Source organism: Lachnospira hominis (ex Hitch et al. 2025), assembly GCF_040096395.1.
Taxonomy (GTDB): domain Bacteria; phylum Bacillota; class Clostridia; order Lachnospirales; family Lachnospiraceae; genus Lachnospira; species Lachnospira hominis.
The window spans coordinates 20,738-40,469 of record NZ_JBBMES010000013.1; the positions used below are offsets into that span (position 1 = coordinate 20,738).

The 19,732-nt window shown below is 37.8% G+C and carries 20 protein-coding genes and 1 tRNA gene; 19 read left to right on the forward strand and 2 right to left on the reverse strand.

Translation table 11 applies throughout. The features are described 5' to 3' along the window. The first annotated feature begins 10 nt into the window (after positions 1-10). The 12 genes from WMO38_RS10925 to WMO38_RS10980 all read left to right on the forward strand — a co-directional run bounded on the left by WMO38_RS10925 (position 11) and on the right by WMO38_RS10980 (position 8,525). Complete coding sequence (locus tag WMO38_RS10925) at positions 11-880, forward strand: ferredoxin-like domain-containing protein (RefSeq protein WP_021867100.1); 870 nt, start codon at positions 11-13, stop codon at positions 878-880. A gap of 8 nt (positions 881-888) precedes the next feature. Further along, complete coding sequence (locus WMO38_RS10930) at positions 889-1,140, forward strand: sulfurtransferase TusA family protein (protein ID WP_349162689.1); 252 nt, start codon at positions 889-891, stop codon at positions 1,138-1,140. Positions 1,141-1,170: 30 nt separating this feature from the next. After that, positions 1,171-1,491, forward strand: a complete 321-nt coding sequence (trxA, locus tag WMO38_RS10935) for a thioredoxin (protein ID WP_349162690.1) — start codon at positions 1,171-1,173, stop codon at positions 1,489-1,491. A 37-nt stretch (positions 1,492-1,528) separates the two neighbouring features. Next, entirely contained in the window at positions 1,529-1,747 is a 219-nt protein-coding gene (thiS, locus tag WMO38_RS10940) for a sulfur carrier protein ThiS (protein ID WP_349162691.1), read from the forward strand. Further along, positions 1,734-2,540: a thiazole biosynthesis adenylyltransferase ThiF gene (gene thiF, locus WMO38_RS10945; protein ID WP_349162692.1), complete on the forward strand. Its 807-nt coding sequence runs from the start codon at positions 1,734-1,736 to the stop codon at positions 2,538-2,540. The genes thiS and thiF overlap by 14 nt, the downstream gene beginning before the upstream one ends. 47 nt (positions 2,541-2,587) lie before the next feature. Continuing rightward, complete coding sequence (locus WMO38_RS10950) at positions 2,588-2,998, forward strand: M67 family metallopeptidase (RefSeq protein WP_349162693.1); 411 nt, start codon at positions 2,588-2,590, stop codon at positions 2,996-2,998. Further along, entirely contained in the window at positions 2,992-3,891 is a 900-nt protein-coding gene (locus WMO38_RS10955) for an NAD(P)/FAD-dependent oxidoreductase (RefSeq protein WP_353964014.1), read from the forward strand. Before WMO38_RS10950 ends, WMO38_RS10955 begins: the two co-directional genes overlap by 7 nt. 22 nt (positions 3,892-3,913) lie before the next feature. Beyond that, positions 3,914-4,855, forward strand: a complete 942-nt coding sequence (gene cysK / locus WMO38_RS10960; RefSeq protein WP_349162695.1) for a cysteine synthase A — start codon at positions 3,914-3,916, stop codon at positions 4,853-4,855. A gap of 285 nt (positions 4,856-5,140) precedes the next feature. Beyond that, on the forward strand, positions 5,141-5,965 hold the full coding sequence (locus tag WMO38_RS10965) for a P-loop NTPase (protein ID WP_349162696.1): 825 nt from the start codon (positions 5,141-5,143) through the stop codon (positions 5,963-5,965). A 1-nt stretch (position 5,966) separates the two neighbouring features. Continuing rightward, complete coding sequence (locus tag WMO38_RS10970; RefSeq protein ID WP_349162697.1) at positions 5,967-7,190, forward strand: glycosyltransferase family protein; 1,224 nt, start codon at positions 5,967-5,969, stop codon at positions 7,188-7,190. Between the two features lie 29 nt (positions 7,191-7,219). Then, positions 7,220-7,301, forward strand: a tRNA-Leu gene (locus tag WMO38_RS10975). Between the two features lie 63 nt (positions 7,302-7,364). Continuing rightward, positions 7,365-8,525, forward strand: coding sequence for an MFS transporter (locus tag WMO38_RS10980; protein WP_349162698.1), 1,161 nt, complete (start codon positions 7,365-7,367; stop codon positions 8,523-8,525). Here WMO38_RS10980 and WMO38_RS10985 read toward each other — a convergent pair. Further along, positions 8,522-9,361, reverse strand: coding sequence for a polysaccharide deacetylase family protein (locus tag WMO38_RS10985; RefSeq protein WP_021867089.1), 840 nt, complete (start codon positions 9,359-9,361; stop codon positions 8,522-8,524). The two genes, WMO38_RS10980 and WMO38_RS10985, sit on opposite strands and share 4 nt — an antisense overlap. Before the next feature lie 258 nt (positions 9,362-9,619). On the opposite strand from WMO38_RS10985, the gene WMO38_RS10990 reads away from it, so the two are divergent. The 4 genes from WMO38_RS10990 (at position 9,620) to WMO38_RS11005 (ending at position 15,231) form a co-directional block, all read left to right on the forward strand. Further along, positions 9,620-9,952: a DUF6110 family protein gene (locus WMO38_RS10990; protein ID WP_021867088.1), complete on the forward strand. Its 333-nt coding sequence runs from the start codon at positions 9,620-9,622 to the stop codon at positions 9,950-9,952. Between the two features lie 52 nt (positions 9,953-10,004). Next, positions 10,005-12,077, forward strand: coding sequence for a heavy metal translocating P-type ATPase (locus tag WMO38_RS10995; RefSeq protein ID WP_349162699.1), 2,073 nt, complete (start codon positions 10,005-10,007; stop codon positions 12,075-12,077). Positions 12,078-12,259: 182 nt separating this feature from the next. After that, positions 12,260-12,958, forward strand: coding sequence for an ABC transporter ATP-binding protein (locus WMO38_RS11000; RefSeq protein WP_021867086.1), 699 nt, complete (start codon positions 12,260-12,262; stop codon positions 12,956-12,958). A 20-nt stretch (positions 12,959-12,978) separates the two neighbouring features. Then, complete coding sequence (locus WMO38_RS11005; RefSeq protein WP_349162701.1) at positions 12,979-15,231, forward strand: ABC transporter permease; 2,253 nt, start codon at positions 12,979-12,981, stop codon at positions 15,229-15,231. A gap of 141 nt (positions 15,232-15,372) precedes the next feature. Here WMO38_RS11005 and WMO38_RS11010 read toward each other — a convergent pair whose 3' ends face one another. Beyond that, positions 15,373-16,698, reverse strand: coding sequence for a CapA family protein (locus tag WMO38_RS11010; protein WP_349162702.1), 1,326 nt, complete (start codon positions 16,696-16,698; stop codon positions 15,373-15,375). Positions 16,699-16,887: 189 nt separating this feature from the next. Between WMO38_RS11010 and glnA the strand changes: the two genes are divergently transcribed. From glnA to dapF, 3 genes are all read left to right on the forward strand, one after another. Next, positions 16,888-18,222, forward strand: coding sequence for a type I glutamate--ammonia ligase (gene glnA, locus WMO38_RS11015; protein WP_021867083.1), 1,335 nt, complete (start codon positions 16,888-16,890; stop codon positions 18,220-18,222). Between the two features lie 19 nt (positions 18,223-18,241). Next, on the forward strand, positions 18,242-18,796 hold the full coding sequence (locus WMO38_RS11020; protein ID WP_186836383.1) for an ANTAR domain-containing response regulator: 555 nt from the start codon (positions 18,242-18,244) through the stop codon (positions 18,794-18,796). 61 nt (positions 18,797-18,857) lie between these two features. Then, positions 18,858-19,724 (forward strand): diaminopimelate epimerase, encoded by an 867-nt coding sequence (dapF, locus tag WMO38_RS11025; RefSeq protein WP_349162703.1) that lies wholly within the window; start codon positions 18,858-18,860, stop codon positions 19,722-19,724. Positions 19,725-19,732: the final 8 nt, after the last annotated feature.

Here is a 19,732-nt window from a genome sequence, read left to right on the forward strand (position 1 = left end):
GAAAATAATAATGGCAAATATTGATTATGCATCATTAAAAAAAGGCGGCTTCATGAGACAGAAGCAGAAAGGTTATTTTTCATTAAGAATTCAGGTTGTAGGTGGTAATCTTACAGCAGAAAATATCAAGGCAGTTGCTGAGGTTGCTGAGAAATATGGAAAAGGTTATGTTCATATGACATCAAGACAGGGAGTTGAAATTCCATTCATTAATTTTGAAGATGTCGAGACCGTAAGGGCAGAGCTTGCAAAAGGCGGAGTTAATCCGGGTGTGTGCGGACCAAGAGTTCGTACAGTTACAGCCTGTCAGGGTTCTGAGATTTGTCCTAGCGGATGTATAGATACATATTCACTTGCAAAGAAGCTTGACGAACATTATTTTGGAAGAGAACTTCCGCATAAATTCAAATTTGGTGTTACAGGATGTCAGAATAACTGCCTTAAAGCAGAGGAAAATGATATAGGTATCAAAGGCGGCATGGAAGTTACATGGGTAAAGGATAAATGTATCAACTGCGGTGTATGTGAAAAGGCATGCCGTACAGGTGCAATCAAGTGCACAGGCACAGAGGTTACTGTTGATTATTCAAAGTGTAATAACTGTGGCAGATGCGTAAAATCATGTCCGACAGATGCATGGGAAGGCAAGAGTGGATATATTGTTTCATTCGGAGGTCTTTTCGGCAATCATATTTACAAGGGCGAGACAATTCTTCCTCTTATAACAGATGAAGATACATTATTCAGAGTAACAGATGCAGCGATTGGCTTTTTTGAAAAGAATGCTAATCCGGGCGAGAGATTCAGACTTCTTCTTCAGAGAGTTGGGGAAGATGAATTCAGAAAAGAAATACAGGCGGCTTATAAGGGCCAGGAATGAGGTTGAGAATGGAAATTGAAGGAATTAAGATTGATGATACAGTTGATATAACTGATAAAGTTTGCCCACTTACATTTGTAAAGGCAAAAGTTGCTATTGATGAGCTTGACGACGGCGAAGTTATTGCGATAAGAATGAACGACGGAGAACCTGTCCAGAATGTACCAAGAAGCATTAAAGAAGAAGGACATCAGATACTTAAACTTGTTAATAATGAAGACGGTACATATAGCCTTATTGTTAAAAAGGTAGAAGAATAAATACGGAATCACGTAGGAATTGAGGTATATATGGCAGCAAGAGTTAATAAGGATGAATTTGAAGGCAAGGTATTAAAAAGCGATATTCCCGTTCTGGTTGATTTTTATTCAGACAGCTGTGTTCCATGCAAAAAGATGACACCTGTTATCGGTGATGTAGAAGATGATATGGAAGGAAAACTTGCAGTATACAAGGTTAATATTAATTTTGATACAGAGCTTGCAGAAAGTTACGATGTACAGTCTGTGCCAACACTACTTTTGTTTGACAAAGGAAGCGAGAAGGCAAGACAGTGCGGAGCTGTAAGAAAACCACAGCTTGTAGAATGGATTGAGGAAAATCTCAAATAAATAAAATAAAAAGCCGGCAGGCGGAAATGAGGAAAATATGAAGATTACAGTATCAGGAGCAGAAAAAGAAGTAAAAGACGGACTTACATTACCGGAACTTATCGAAATGGAAAATGTTGAGACACCGGAGTATGTAACAGTTTCAATTAATGAAGAATTTGTTGAAAGTGCAGCAAAGGACAGCACAGTATTAAAGGATGGCGATAATGTAGAATTCCTTTACTTCATGGGAGGTGGAAGCTATGGCATTGACTGATGAACAGATTGAACGTTATTCAAGACATATCATTTTAAAAGAAGTAGGTGCCAAAGGCCAGAAAAAGCTTCTTAATGCGAAGGTACTTATCGTAGGTGCCGGCGGACTCGGAGCACCGGCAGCAATGTATCTTGCAGCAGCAGGTGTAGGTACAATAGGAATTGTTGATGCCGATGATGTAGATTTAAGCAATCTTCAGAGACAGATTATTCATCAGACAGCTGATATCGGCAAGGCAAAGGTTAAGTCTGCAAAAGAGACAATCAATGCCATGAATCCTGATGTTACAGTTAATACATACAGAGAATTCCTTACAAGTGAAAATATCATGGACATAATCAAGGATTATGATTTCATAATTGACGGAACAGATAATTTCCCTGCAAAATTCCTTATTAATGATGCCTGTGTTATGGCTAAGAAGCCATTTTCACATGCCGGAATTATCAGATTCAAGGGTCAGCTCATGACTTATGTTCCGGGAGAAGGACCATGCTACAGATGTGTATTCAAGAATCCACCACCAAAGGATGCAGTTCCTACATGTAAGCAGGCTGGTGTAATCGGTGCCATGGGAGGCGTAATCGGAAGTCTTCAGGCTATGGAAGCTATCAAATACATAACAGGTGTAGGCAAGCTTCTTACAGGTTACCTTCTCACATACGATGCAATTAATCAGGAATTCCACAAGATTAAACTTCCATCAAATACAGATGGTTGTGCAGTATGCGGAAGTCATCCTACAATAACAGAACTTATCGACTACGAACAGGTAGAATGTACTGATAAATAAAGTGCAATGAACTATTGAAAAAATAATGTTCAATAAAGGAGCAGATTATGATTTCGATGATAAAAAAAGATTATGAGCTTATCTTAGAACATGCAAAGTCATGCGTTCCGGAAGAGGCATGCGGACTTATTGCAGGCGTTAAGAATGGCGATGATAAAGAAATAAAAAAAGTATATATTCTTACAAATATTGACCATTCAAATGAGCATTTTTCACTCGACCCGAAAGAGCAGCTTGCAGCAGTCAAGGATATGAGGGCAAATGGTCTTGTTCCGCTTGGCAACTGGCATTCACATCCGGAATCACCTTCAAGACCTTCAGAAGAAGATAAACGTCTTGCATATGACAGCAAGGCAAGTTATATGATTCTTTCATTAATGGAGCCGGAAAAGCCGGTGCTTAATTCATTTCACATTGAGGGCGATGTATCGACAAAGGAAGAATTAGTTATATGTTAGATGTTGTTATTATAGGAAGCGGTCCTGCGGGTATTACCGCAGCAATCTATGCCAAAAGAGCTAATCTTAATGTTGCAGTTGTGGAAAAAGAATATCTTGGAACAGGTCAGATAGCAGAGAGCAGCAGAGTTGACAATTATCCGGGAATTCCGGGAATCGACGGTTACAGCCTCGGTGAAAAGTTCCGTGAGCATGCAGAAAGTCTCGGCGTCGAATTCACGGAAGCACAGGTTTTGTCTTTAGGGCAAAAAGACGGGATATGGATAATAGGCTGTGATGAAGATATAACGCTTGAAAGTAAAGCGGTTATATATGCCACAGGCTGTAAAAACAGACCACTTGGCGTACCGGGTGAAGAAAAATATTATGGCAGAGGATTGTCATTTTGTGCTGTATGTGATGGTGCTTTCTATAAAGGAAAGAGAGTTGCAGTAATCGGCGGCGGTGATACTGCACTTGATGATGCAATGTATCTTTCTGACATATGTGAAAAGGTATACCTTGTCCACAGACGTGAATTTTTCAGAGGTTCTGCTTCGACACTTGAGAAGTTAAAACAAAAAGAAAATGTAGAAATTATAGTGAATGTCAGAGTTGAGGAAATCACCGGAGATAAAAAAATTGACGGTATAATTCTTGACAATAAAACAAAGCTTAATATAAGCGGACTTTTTGCAGCAGTCGGAATGATTCCCCAGACAGAACTGTTAAAAGAGTTCGGCGTGCTCGACGAGAGCAATTATGTAAAGGCATCGGAAGATACAAAGACGACAGTAAATGGCCTGTTTGCAGCCGGTGATGTCCGCACAAAGCAGTTAAGACAGGTTGTAACTGCTGCGGCAGACGGTGCCAATGCGATATATTCAGTTATGGAATATCTCAGAAACATTTAAGAAATGGAGAAAGAGTAAGAAAATGGAGAATATGTATCATAGTGCAACGGATTTAATAGGAAATACACCACTTTTATTTCTTCACAGATATATGAAGAAGTCTGGAATTAGTGATGTAAATGTAATAGCAAAACTTGAATATTTTAATCCTACAGGTTCTGTAAAAGACAGAGTGGCTTTATCAATGATTGAAGATGCCGAGGAAAAAGGGCTTTTAAAGCCGGGAGCTACAATTATAGAGCCGACTTCAGGAAATACAGGTATTGGAATTGCATCAGTTGCGGCTATAAAAGGATATAAGGCTATACTTACTCTTCCTGAGACTATGACAATAGAAAGACGCAATATTTTAAAAGCATACGGTGCTGAAATTGTACTTACTGATGGATTTAAGGGCATGAAGGGTGCAATTGAAAAAGCTGAGGAACTTCATGAGCAGATTCCGGGTTCAGTTATTCTTGCACAGTTTGATAACATGGCAAATCCAAAGGCACATATCAAGACAACAGGTCCTGAAATCTGGAAACAGACAGAAGGCAAGGTTGATATATTTGTTGCCGGAGTAGGTACCGGCGGAACAATATCAGGTGTAGGTGAATATTTAAAGAGTGTGAAGCCTGATGTAAAAATTGTAGCCGTAGAGCCAGCTACAAGCCCTGTACTTTCAGAAGGCAAAGCCGGTCCTCATAAAATTCAGGGAATCGGAGCCGGATTCATTCCCAAAACTCTTGATACATCGGTATATGATGAGATTATAAAAATTGAAGATAATGATGCCTTTGAAGAAATGAGAAACATTGCATTTTCAGAGGGTATACTTGTAGGTATAAGTTCGGGAGCTGCATTAAAGGCTGCTGACATTCTTGCAAAAAGACCTGAAAACAAAGGAAAGACAATTGTAGTTTTGCTTCCTGATTCAGGAGATAGATACCTTTCAACACCTGTATTTGCAGGTAAAAAATGATTTTATCGATGTAAGTTAAATGTAAAAAATATACAGATTTGATTAAATATGCCATAGAAATAATCTGTGTAATGAAAAGAGCTGTACTTTGACGGGTAAAAACCGTTAAGGTGCAGCTTTTTATGGTTGATACCGTTAATTAAAACGGTACAAGTGGTTAGAATAATATAATAAATTATTTTTATGTAAATTATTTTTCTCCCGATTAGTTTGATTTTCTCCCAAAATATATTATAATTGGGAGAAACATCCAACATTTGGGAGAAGGGAAAAGGAGTATATATAATGAGTGAAGAATGTACACATGATTGTTCAAGCTGCGGCTCTAACTGTGCCGAAAGAGTAGAGGAGCAAAAAAATAAAGATAACTATGCGGGAGTAAAGAAAGTAATTGCGGTTGTGAGCGGAAAAGGCGGTGTCGGCAAATCTATGGTAACATCGCTTCTTGCTGTTAATTCGGCAAAAAACGGTCTGAAAACTGCTATCATGGATGCCGATATAACAGGTCCATCAATTCCTAAGTCATTCGGACTTAAAGAGAAGGCAAAGTGTGATGAAGAAGGAACAGTTATTTATCCTGAAGTTACGAAGGGCGGAATCAAGGTAATGTCTATGAATCTTTTAATGGATAACGAGACAGATCCTGTTATATGGAGAGGACCAGTAATAGCCAGTGCAGTAAAGGAATTCTGGGAAAATGTAAAATGGGGAGATATTGACTGTATGTTTGTTGACTGTCCGCCGGGAACAGGTGATGTTCCGCTTACGGTATTCCAGTCACTTCCTGTTGCAGGAATTGTTGTTGTTACATCTCCGCAGGAGCTTGTTTCAATGATAGTGGAAAAGGCGGTTAATATGGCAAATATGATGGATATTCCTGTACTTGGAATTGTTGAAAATATGTCTTACTTTGAATGTCCGGACTGCGGTAAGAAACATGAAATCTTTGGAAAGAGCCATATTGATGAGATTGCTGCACAACATGATATTAAGGCGGTTGCTAAGCTTCCGATAAATCCTGAGGCAGCATCAAAAGTGGATGGCGGATTTGCAGAAGATCTTGACGTTTCCGCACTCGATAATATATTTGAGGCAATAAGGAACTGTTAAAATGGATAAAGTCGTCATTTTATTTAAGGGCGGAGTGGAGACACAGGAATATTTCAGTATTGAGATGTCAAAAACATTTCAAAAACACGGATATGAAATATATTGGTTTGACCTTGTATTAAGCGGATTGTCAGCAAAACAGCTCTGTGATTTTTATAAGGCTGATAAATCAAAAAAATTCATGGCGTTCACATTTAATTTTAATGGTATTGCAGGCGAAGACGGGCTTTATGACGAATCATTTGAAGGCGGAAGCTTCTGGAATGAAACGAAAATTCCCGTTTATAACATGGTTGTTGACCATCCGCTGTATTATCATAAATATCTGCCGCTGCGTCCGGAAAATTATATGCAGATAAGCATTGACAAGAACCATATAAGATATATGAAAAGGTTTTTTCCTGATGTGCAGCTTGCACCTGATGACGGATTTCTTGTGCTTGGCGGAACTGAACTTAATGAAAAAAGAGATATTCTTTCAGATAAATTTCTGCCAGTAGATAAGCGTGACATTGATGTTATATTTACGGGAAATTATACACCTGTAAATTCTTTTGACAGGTTTATAGCACATCTTGACAGTGATTATCAGGAATTCTACAGAGGACTTGTAAGAAAGCTTATAGAAAACCCTGAAATGATTGTTGAAGATGCAGCCGAAGAAGAACTAAAGAATCAGGGTATTCAATTTACGGACGATGAGTTAAAACAGATAATGCCTAACCTGATGTTTGTTGATTTGTCTGTAAGATTTTATTTCAGGGCAGAAGTGATTGCAAGGCTTGCGGACAGTGGAATAAAGGTTCATACATTTGGTGCCGGCTGGGATATGCTTGAATGTCGTCACCCGGAAAATATTATTACTGCCGGAAATGTTTCGTCACAGGAATGTCTTGATATGATAAGCCGCTCAAAAATATCAGTAAATGTAATGCCGTGGTTTAAACAGGGAGCACACGACAGAGTGTTTAATTCAATGTTAAACGGTGCCGTCTGTGTTACGGATACAAGCGGATATCTGAAAGATAATTTTATTGATGGAGAGAATATTATTTTTTATAATCTTGAAAATATTGATGCCGCGGCTGATAAAATTAAAAGGCTGCTGACGAATCACGATGAATTAGAACATATTGCAGAAAATGCATATAAGATATGTGCAGAAAATCATAAATGGGAAATGCGTACAAATAAAGTGATTGAATGGATGAACTTGACAGTTTAAATCTGTTTGTGATAATATAGATATCGCTTGCGGATGTGGCGGAACTGGCAGACGCGATAGATTTAGGTTCTATTGTCAACAGACGTGCAGGTTCAATTCCTGTCATCCGCATAAATGGCACGAAGTTAATCGTTAGCTTCGTGCCATTTTGTATGCATATTTTTGGAGGTAAAAATGAAATCAAAATTCAGATTGTTTTTTCCGTGCTATTTTTCATTTTTTGTAAATGGTGCGATGGTACTTTTAGTTGGTGCAATTCTTCCTTATATTATAGAAGAAGCAGGAATTAATTACAGTGTTGCCGGTGGATTTTTATCTGCATTTGCAATAGGTAATCTTATTGCAAGCTTTGTGAATCCGCCGATGGCATCAAAGATAGGAAGAAAAGCAACTATAATAATATTTTCTGCATTAATACCGGTAATGCTTTTTTTTATAACACTTCTTCCACCGGTGCCGGTAATATATGCAGCGTTTGTTCTTGTCGGAATCGGACGAGGTTCTGTCAGCATTATCAATAATGCTGTTGTCAATGATAATTCAAATGGCAAGCCGACTGCACTTAACCTTTTACATATGACATTTGCAGCGGGAGCATTTCTTGCACCATTTATAACATCGCTTTATATAGGAAACGGATTTGGATGGCGTGCACCGGCTTATACTATAATTGCCGGTTCAGCACTGTCTGTTATCTTATATGTATGGATGGAAATAGATTACAACTGGCCTGTTGAGTCTAAGAAGGGTAAGAATGAGGGCAGCATGGCACAGCCATTTTACAAGAGTCCTGTATTTTATGTCTGTGGATTACTGCTTTTCTTATATCTTGGGCTTGAAAACTGTGTAAATGGCTGGTTTGTAACATATTTTAAGAGTATGAACATAATGAGCAGTGCATATGCGACTAATCTTGTATCAGTTACATGGGTTATGGTAATGCTTGGAAGACTGCTCACGGCAAAATTATCATCAAAAGTTGATAAAAATAAACTTATTCTGGCATATTGCGTTGCTACAACAATATTTTTCTTTTTGCTTACAGCGACGCACAGCCTTCCGGTCATAACTGTGGCAATTGCGGGACTTGGATTTTTCTTTGCCGGAATATATCCGACAACAGTATCAAGTGTCGGCAGTATTATCAAAGGTTCTACGGCAGGAATGTCACTTTTTCTTGCCATAGCAGCACTTGGTGGAATAGTTACGCCGCAGATAGTTGGTTTTCTTGCAGACAGAATAGGAATGACAGCAGCAATACTTGTGCTTGCATTTAATGCAGTTGGCATGCTCGTTATGGCAGCTGTGAATGTCGGGATGAAAAAGCGTGGTTAATCTGCAATCTGTCTTCCGGTTCCATCCATGTGAAAATTATCACGTATTATCATTTCTGATATTGGAATGAAGGTGTATCCTTGTGACTGGAGTGTTTCAATTACGGTGCCGAGAGCTTTGGCAGTATATTTTGCACCGTTATGCATAAGAATTATAGAACCGTTACCGAGAGCTTTGTGATTGGTGACGGTTTTTATTATGTTTTCAACTCCATAATCACGCCAATCAAGGCTGTCAACGTTCCATTGTATAGGGTAATGGTTACATCCATATACAGTGTTAATCAACGTTGAATTATAGTCACCGTATGGAGGACGGAAAAGAAATACATCATATCCTGTAAGTTCTTTGACTTTGTCTGTTACATACATTATTTCGTCTTTTTGTTCAGAGGCGGAAAGCTTGCTCATCTGTTTGTGATTATGGCTGTGGTTTCCGAGGTCATGGCCTCGTGAGCAGATTTCTTTTACCATGTCTGGATAAGAGTCAACCCAGCCGCCGGTCATGAAAAATGTTGCTTTTACATTATATTTATCGAGAGTGTTAAGAATTTCTATTGTATCGTCGGCACCCCAGGCGGCGTCAAATGATATAGAAATGCATTTTTCACTGTCATCATGTTTTACACAGTAAATAGGAAGTGATTTTTTGCCGGCGACAGCATTTCCGTTAATGTCGCCACCGCCTATTCCGCTTCCGGGTTTTATGTAAGAGACACTTCCTGATGATACGGGATGGGAATTTTTGCTTTTTTTATCGGGGGTAAGATAGAATAAGCAGGCAAGCACCATTATAAGTGCGAGCAGGATAATTGATTGAAATATAGATTTTTTCATGTTTACCTCCATGCATAGATTGTGGAATTATAACTAAAATATGTTGTTTAAACATAATATGATTTTCTATATAAAAAAATGATTATATATAATAAAAATTGATGAAACAATCCTTGTTGATAAAGAAATATCAATAAGGATATTTTTGTTGCGGCTGATTTTTTTCAGGTGTAAACTAAATTGAACGAGATATATTTCGTTAAAAATACGGGAAAAACAGGAAATTAATTACCCCGTAAACACAAGGAGGAAATAATTATGGCAGTAAAATTTGACGGAAAGAAAACAGGACTTTTTGCGGCAGGCGTTTTATTTGGAACAGCAGGAATCAAACTTCTTTCAAGTAAAGATGCCAAGAAAGTATATACAGGATGCACAGCAGCTGTCCTTAGAATGAAAGATTGTATTATGAAGATTGCAGCAAATGTACAGGATAATTGCGAGGACATTTATGCAGGAGCAGTTCAGATTAATGATGACCGTAAGGCAGCTGCAGCTGAGTACGAGGATGAATCTGCTACAGAGGATGTAGAGTTAGAGGAAGCTAAGTCAGAAGAATCTGAATGTGGCTGTGGATGCAGTGAACAATAATTATTGTATAAATAGTATTACATAATTTAGAAATATACAGAGGCACAATCTTATGAAATTTGTTATTAAAGATGAGATTAGAGGAAGAATGCGTGTCAGGGTAAAGCAGAATGAGATGACTTGCCGTGAGGCAGACATTTTGCAATATTACTTTGATGGACAGAAATGTGTCACAAAAGTTAAAGTTAATGAAAGAGTTAATGATGTAGTTATCTGTTACAGCGGCAGCAGGTCACATGTGATTAAACTGTTACAGCAGTTTAATTATAAAAATGTGGATGTTCCACAGACATATCTTGATAATTCAGGCAGGGAACTTAATAATTATTACAAGGAAAAGCTTATAAACAGGGTTGTTTTGAGAGTTGGCAATAAGCTTTTCGTACCACTTCCTATAAGGGCAGGCATTACAATAGTAAGGTCGTTCAAGTATATCTGGGAGGGGATAAGAACTCTTGCAAAAGGAAAGATTGAGGTTCCGGTTCTTGATGCGACAGCAATTGGAGTTTCTATTTTAAGAAATGATACAGCAACAGCAGGCTCAATAATGTTTCTGCTTGGCATAGGTGAAATTCTTGAAGAGTGGACACATAAGAAATCCGTAGACGACCTTGCCAGAAGCATGTCCCTTAATATAGGAAAGGTATGGCTTGTAAAAGACGGACAGGAAATACTTGTTCCATCAGATGAAATTGAGGCAGGTGATAATGTAAGAATAAGAGTCGGCAATGTAATTCCTTTTGATGGCGAAGTAGTTTCCGGGGAAGCAATGGTAAATCAGGCTTCAATGACAGGTGAATCAATGCCAGTAAGAAAAGGTGAATCTGCGATTGTATATGCCGGAACAGTAGTTGAAGAGGGCGAGATTACAATTTCAGTACGTTCTACTAATGGTGGAAGTAAGTATGAGAATATTGTTCATATGATAGAAGAATCAGAAAAGCTCAAATCATCAGTTGAGAGCAAAGCATCACATCTTGCAGATCAGCTCGTACCTTATTCACTTGCAGGAACTGCACTCACATATTTATTTACAAGAAATGTGACAAAGGCGTTATCAATACTCATGGTTGATTATTCATGTGCATTAAAGCTTTCAATGCCTTTGTCAGTGTTAAGTGCTATTAATGAGGCAGGAACATATAGTGCAACTGTAAAAGGCGGAAAGTATATGGAAGCCATTGCTGAGGCAGATACAATAGTATTTGATAAGACCGGCACACTTACTAAGGCAGAACCTACAGTTAAACAGGTTGTTTCATTTAATGGACTTGGAGAAGATGAGCTTTTAAGAATTGCAGCATGTCTTGAAGAACATTTTCCTCATTCAATGGCTAAGGCTGTTGTGGGAGCTGCCAGGAATAAGAATCTTGTGCATGAGGAAATGCATTCAAAAGTAGAATACATAGTTGCACATGGTATTTCATCACAGATAGAAGGCAGAAAAGTAATAATCGGAAGTTATCACTTTGTATTTGAAGATGAAAAATGCATTATACCTGATGATAAGAAGGAATTATTTGATGGCCTGCCGGATGAATATTCAAGATTGTATATGGCAATCGAAAATGAACTTGCGGCAGTAATCTGTATAGAGGATCCTATAAGAGAAGAAGCAGCAGATATTATAAAGAAGCTTAAAGAAGCGGGAATAAAGAAAGCTGTAATGATGACAGGTGACAGTGAGCGTACAGCAAAAGCTGTTGCTGCAAAAATAGGTGTTGATGAGTATTATTCAGAAGTTCTGCCGGAAGATAAGGCAAAATTTGTTGAAAAAGAAAAATCGCTTGGACACAAAGTAATCATGGTTGGAGACGGAATTAACGATTCACCGGCACTTTCTGCATCAGATGTAGGAATAGCAATAAGTGACGGAGCAGAGCTTGCAAGAGAAATTGCAGATGTCACAGTTGAGGGAAATGACCTCTATGAACTGGTTGCATTAAAACATATAAGCAATGCACTTATGAAACGTATCCATAAGAATTACAGAATGATTATGGGTATCAATTCAACCCTTATTGTACTTGGTGTTGCGGGTATAATTCCACCTACAACATCAGCACTGTTACATAATACATCAACAATAGCAATAAGTTTAAAGAGTCTCGAAAAGTTAATCTGACGGGATTTTAAGTCTGTAATACATTCGCGGTAGGTAAGTTGTATCGCATAAAAATGTCATATGGCATATAACGTGAATGATTACAGACTAAATTTTTAAACACGGGTTAGTAAAAACTAACATTAGTTATAAATATAAAATTTCAGAGTGTTTTTGCTTCGCAAAACAAGATAGGAGGATTTATGTTTTTAGAGATTGAAAAGATTAACAAGTATTACGGTGAGGGGGAAAACAGGAATCATGTCCTCAAGGATGTGACAACCGGGGTTGAAAAAGGAAAAATATGTGTGCTTCTGGGTCCATCTGGTTCGGGAAAATCAACGCTTCTTAATATTATAGGCGGAATTGATGAGGCTGACGGCGGCAATATAATAATTGACGGTGCAAAGCTTGAAGACATGAAAGAAAAACAGCTTTCGTTATACAGAAGAAAGCATCTCGGATACGTTTTTCAGATGTATAACCTCATTCCTAATCTTACGGTAAAAGAAAATATTGAGGTCGGTGCGTATCTTAGCGACAGTCCGCTTGATTTGAATGAGCTTCTTAACACGCTGGGATTGTGGGAACATAAAGATAAGCTGCCTAACCAATTATCCGGAGGACAGCAGCAAAGAACGGCAATAGGAAGAGCTATCGTAAAAAATCCGGATATTTTAATTTGTGATGAGCCGACAGGAGCATTGGATTACAATACATCAAAAGAAATTTTACAACTTATTGAAAAAGTAAATAAACAGTATGGCAATACAATAATTATAGTAACTCACAATGATGCGATAAAAAATATGGCGGATAAAGTAGTTCATCTGCATGATGGAAGAATAAGAAAAGAATATGATAATGAAAATAAAATTCCGGCCGAGCAGCTTGAATGGTAAATGGAAAGTAGAGGTTAAATATGAAAAATCCGCTTAGAAAAAGACTCCCAAGAGAGCTTAAAGACGAATTTGGAAAATATCTTGTGATATTTTTATTTATGACACTTACGATTGGTCTGGTGTCGGGATTTCTCGTCGCCGGAAAAAGTATGGTAAAGACATACAATGATAGTTTTGAAGAATATAATATCGAAGATGGGCATTTTATTTTAAATGATGAGATTACCAGAACATTGCAAAACAAACTTGAAGATGAAGAGGACATAACTGTTTATAGTCTTTTTTACAAAGAGGAAGAAGAGGGAGAGCACACTTACAGAATTTATAAAAATCGTGAAGATATAGATGGTGTGAGCGTACACAAAGGAAGAATTCCCGAAAAAGACGGAGAGATTGCAATAGACAGAAAATTTGCTGACAGTGCAGATTTAAAAGTGGGCGATAAAGTAACTCTTGATAAAAAAGAATATGAGATTACAGGGCTGGTTGCCTTATCTGACTACAGTGCATTATTCAGAAGCAATACGGATTTAATGTTTGATGCACAAAATTTTACAGTTGCTGTTGTGACACCGGAAGCATTTAACAGAATAAGCGATAATAATTTAAAATACTGTTATGCATGGAAATATGACAACACATCGCTGACAGATAAAGAGAAAAAAGATAAATCAGACGATATTAAAACATTCCTTGCAAAAAATGCATTGATGACTGATTTTGTACCGGAGCCTGATAATCAGGCAATTCATTTTGCGGGTGACGATATGGGCTCGGATACAGCAATGGTAATGGTGCTTTTATATATTGTAATAATTATCATGGCATTTATTTTTGCGGTTACATCAATAAGTACAATTGAGAAAGAATCTACGGTTATCGGTACGCTCCGTGCATCGGGATATACACGTAAAGAGCTTGTTATACATTATATGGAACTGCCGATGATAATTATGTTTATCGGTGCGATTATCGGCAATATACTTGGATATACGATATTTAAAGATATAGTTGCTGCCATTTACTATAACAGTTACAGCCTTACTGTATACACGACAATATGGTCGCCTTATGCATTTGTTATGACAACAATTATTCCTTGTGTGCTTATGTTTGTGATTAATCTTTTCATGCTCACAAAAATGCTGAAATTGTCACCTCTGAAGTTTATAAGGCGTGATTTGAAAAAACGCAAAAACAGAAAGGCTGTTAAGCTTCCTGAATGGAAATTTTTTACACGTTTCAGGACAAGAATAATTTTCCAGAATATTTCGAGTTACATAATAATGCTTATAGGAATTGCATTTTCAAGCATAATGCTGCTGTTCGGACTTGTTATGCAGCCGGTTCTTAATGACTATAAAAAGACAATTATTGATAATATGCCTTGCAAATATCAGTATATTTTAAAAATGCCTGTGGAAATTAAAGATAATGAAGCGGAAAAATATGCCATAACAAAGCTTGAAATGCAAAGAGACAATGGCCTGAATGATGAATTTACGGTATATGGATTAAATGAAGACTCGCAGTATTTTGATATTGATTTTTCGGGATTAAAAGATAATGAAATATATGTTTCTGACGGAGTCCTTGATAAATACAGGCTTAAAAATGGTGATACAATAACTTTAAAAGAAAAATATGAGGATAAAGAATATACTTATAAAATTGCCGGAAGCTATGTCTATCCGTCAAGTCTGGCGGTATTTATGGACATAGACAGATTCCGTGATGATTTTGATAAACAGGATACGTATTATTCGGGATATTTTACTGACAACGAACTTGATATTGATGAAAAATATGTTGCTACGAAGCTTACACAAAATGATATGACAATAGTTGCCGACCAGCTTACAGATTCAATGGGAAGAATGTTTTATATATGGCTTGTATTTGCCGTAGCACTTTATATGCTTATGGTTTATCTTCTTTCAAAGATTATTCTTGAGAAGAATTCCAATGCAATTTCGATAGTCAAGATTCTCGGTTATAAAGGAAATGAGATAATGAGGCTGTATGTTGCAGCTACGGCGATAGTCGTATTTATTTCACTTGTTATAAGTGTTCCACTGTCCGATTTTACAATAGGATTTCTGTGGAGAGCAATTATGGGGACATACCCGGGATGGCTTGCATATAAAGCACCGTCGTATGTCCTTGTGGAAATGTTTGTGATAGGTGTTGCAGCATATTCCATAATAGGTGCATTGCAATATAAGAAAATAAGAAAAATTCCAATGGATGAAGCATTGAAGAATGTAGAATAAAAATATGGTATAAAAGATACAGAAAACCCCCGTTGCCGGTGGGATGTACACAAAAGTATAATTTTTGTGACACCTCAGTATTTATGGCATCGGGGGTTGTGTATTCATATGACCATTACGAAATTGTCCAAACTGTTTTGTTTATTCGTCTTTATAAATATCGCCTAAAACAGCCTTACAGAATTGCTTACAGTAGTCAACTGAGAAATTTCTTGGACCGTGTGTAGGATAATCAAATAATGTAGCACCGCATATACATCCGAAGTAACCTGTATAACAGCATGTAGGGTCTGAAAGAATCTTGTTCTGGCTTGCAAGCTCAGGTGTGTAATCAGAAAGCTTATATGTAGTGATTTCTTTGTAGCCGTAGCGTTTATGCGTTACGACAGGCTCAAATTCATAAGATTTGATAGAAGCATTATCACCTTTCTTGTAGAGAGTGAGTTTTGCCATACCGCCAATCATACGTGGTATTTCATCCTGATTTGAAACAAAGTTGCCGAGAGAATAGTAGACAACCATTTTGTGACCATCAGATTCTCTTGTGAATTCTTTTACAGGTTCAATTACATGAGGATGTGTTCCGAGTACGACATCAACGCCTTCTTCAAGGAAAACATTAGTCCACTGATCCTGATAAGAAGTTGATTCATATACATATTCTGTACCCCAGTGAGGGCATACAATAACCATGTCAGCAAGCTTGTGGGCCCTGCGGATATCATCTCTTACCTTTGCCTCATCATCAAATGTGTCAACACAGTAAGGTGCTGATGAAGGAATTGCAATTCCGTTAGTTCCGTATGTATAGTTAAGAACAGCAACCTTAAAGCCCTGTTTTTCGTATACATAAATATTTTTGGCATCTTCTTCACTGTCGTGGATTCCGAGATATGTTGTATCCGGATGTTTGGTTTTCCAGAATTCAATAGTATTGTTGACGCCTGAAAGACCACGGTCGAGTGTGTGGTTTGTTGCATGGAGAATTATGTTAAATCCTGCTTTGACTTCAGCGTCACCGATTTCTTGTGGACTGTTAAATGCAGGATATCCGCCGAGACCCATTTCAGTACCGCCAAGAATAGTTTCCTGATTTACAATATTCATATCAGAAGCTGCCAGATCAGGCAAAATATTTGCAAAGAGGTGGTCGAAATTATAACTTCCATCACTTTCAAGACCGGTTTTGTATACACCTTCGTGTATGAGCATATCGCCAATCATACACACATTAATTTCAACTTCCGGCTCACTTGTTGTAGTTTCCGGTACAGTTGTCATTTCTATATTGCCTGAAGCATTGTCCGAAGAGGCAATATCTGATTTATTTTTCTTAGAATGTGAAACGGCGGATACAACTACGCCGATACTTACACATAGAATAAGAACAAGTGCAATCAGGGCAGGTACGTAATTAACCTGACGTTTCTTCTTTTTAAGCTTGTATCTTTTCTTTTGCTTATCCATTTTAAAACCCTTTCATAAAAATTAATTTACATCAGATATATTACTAAAATGTGGACGTTAGTTCAAGTAATAAATAAAATTAAGTTAGATAGTATTTACTAACGAATTAAAAGTGTTGTATTATATAAAAGATTAAATTATATAAAAATATACCACGCCGCACATTTTGCGGAAGAAATGAGGCAGATTATGGGAAGATACTCTAAGGAAGATATTTTTAGAATGGTAGAGGAAGATGATGTTGAATTTATCCGTCTTCAGTTTACTGACATATTTGGTGTATTAAAAAATGTTGCAATAACATCAAGCCAGTTAGCAAAGGCTCTTGATAACAAATGCATGTTTGATGGTTCATCTGTAGAAGGCTTTGTACGAATAGAAGAATCAGATATGTATCTTTACCCAGATTATGATACATTCGAGATATTTCCATGGAGACCGCAGCAGGGAAAAGTTGCAAGACTTATATGCGATGTATACACACCCGACGGAAAACCATTTATGGGTGATTCAAGAAATGTTTTGAAAAAAGTCATAAAAGAAGCTGCTGATATGGGCTATCTATTTGAGGTTGGACCGGAATGTGAATTTTTCCTTTTCCATACTGATGATAATGGACAGCCGACGACACTTTCACATGAAAGAGCGGGATATTTTGACCTTGGCCCTACAGACTTAGGTGAAAATGTAAGACGTGATATGGTTCTTACACTTGAAGATATGGGATTTGAGATTGAGGCATCACATCATGAAGTAGCACCTGCACAGCATGAGATTGATTTTAAATATGATGAAGCTTTAATCACAGCAGATAATATAATGACATTTAAGCTTACAGTAAAGACTATAGCAAAACGCCACGGTCTTTATGCCACATTCATGCCAAAGCCGAAGTATGGAATTAATGGTTCCGGTATGCATGTTAATATGTCTCTTGCCACAATGGCCGGAAAGAATATTTTTGCTGACGATTCAGATAAATTGGGACTTTCAGAAGATGCGTACCACTTTATTGCCGGTATTTTAGAGCATGCAAAGGGAATGGCAGCAGTAACTAATCCACTTGTAAACTCTTACAAGAGACTTGTTCCGGGATATGAAGCCCCTGTATACATTGCATGGTCTGCAACAAACAGAAGTCCGCTTATAAGAATTCCGGCATCAAGAGGAAATGGAACAAGGGTTGAACTTAGAAATCCTGATCCATCGGCTAATCCATATCTTGTGCTTGCACTCTGCCTTGCAGCAGGGCTTGATGGAATTAAGAGAAAGTTAAAGGTTCCTGCAAGTGTTGACTGCAATATATTTGAGATGACAGATGAAGAGAGAGCAGCATCCGGTATTGCGACACTTCCTGAAAATCTTTATGAAGCAGTCCAGTGTATGAAAAATGATAAGTTTGTATGTGATGTTTTAGGTGATCATATAGTAGAAAAATATACCGAAGCCAAGTTAAAAGAATGGGAAGATTACCGTACAAGAGTTTCCCAGTGGGAAATTGACGAATATCTTGCGAAATTCTAATTTGGAGGAAATGTAATTAATGTCAACTTTAATTGTGGCATTTCCAAAGATTGAGGAGGCGAAAGCAGTCCGCAATCTTCTGGTACGAAAAGGATATGAAGTTGCAATTCCGTGTATAACGGGGGCACAGGTTATCAATCAGGCAGATAATCTTTCAGATGGAATTATTATCTGTGGTTATAAGCTGTCGGACAACATGATTTACACGGAATTAAACGAATATAAACCAAAAAGTTTTGAGATGCTTCTTGTGGCATCGAGAAACCTCTGGGGAGATTGTCAGGATAATGATATTGTCTGTGCTGCAATGCCTATAAAAGTAAATGATTTATGTTCCACAATAGAGATGATGCTTCAGGCACAGGTCAGGAGAAGAAGAAAGCTTCGCAGCCAGCCAAGAAGGAGAAGCCCGCAGGAACAAAAAATAATAGATGATGCAAAGGCGATATTGATGGAACGAAATAACATGTCAGAGCCGGAAGCATTCAGATACATACAGAAGTGCAGCATGGACAGCGGAAATACTATGGTAGAATCTGCACAGATGGTGATAAGCATATATGATGGTGGCTAAATCCTCTGCTCCTGCAAGGGCAGTCGCATTTTGCTTCGCAAAACAAGGAGGCTAAAAATTTATGAAGTTTACAAAGATGCAGGGAGCGGGAAACGATTACATTTATGTTGACTGCACCAAGAAGTTGTTAAAAAATCCGTCAAAGACGGCAATTAAGGTAAGTGAAAGACATTTCGGAATTGGTTCTGACGGAATGATTCTTATAAAATCATCAGACAAGGCTGATTTTTTCATGGAAATGTACAATGCGGACGGTTCGCAGGGAAAGATGTGCGGTAACGGAATACGCTGCGTCGGAAAATATGTATATGACAATAAGCTTACCGATAAAACTACAGTAAAAGTTGATACACTGTCAGGTGTAAAGACTCTTGAATTAAAGCTTGGGGATGACGGAAAGGTTGAATCTGTAAAAGTTGATATGGGAGCACCTATTCTTGAGGCAGAAAAAGTACCTGTAAATACAGCTGTTTTGAAGCCGGCAGACGGAGAGACTGCAGTTATTAATCAGCTTCTTGTTGTTGATGGAAAGTCATACAATGTGACATGTGTTTCAATGGGGAATCCGCATGCGATAGTTTATCTTGACAACGATATAGATATAAAGAAGTTTGAACTTGAAAAAATCGGACCGGGTTTTGAAAAGCATGAAGCATTTCCAGAGCAGGTAAATACTGAATTTATTCAGGTAGTTGACAGAAAGAATCTTAACATGCGTGTATGGGAGCGTGGCTCAGGAGAGACACTTGCATGCGGCACGGGAGCATGTGCAAGTCTTGTAGCAACCGTTTTAAATGGAATGTGCGATGACGAAGCGACACTTCACCTTCTCGGTGGCGATTTGAAAATTAACTGGGACAGAGAAAATAACACAGTATATCTTGAAGGTCCGGCAGTGACAATCTGCACGGGAGAGATTGATGAGTAGATGTAAAT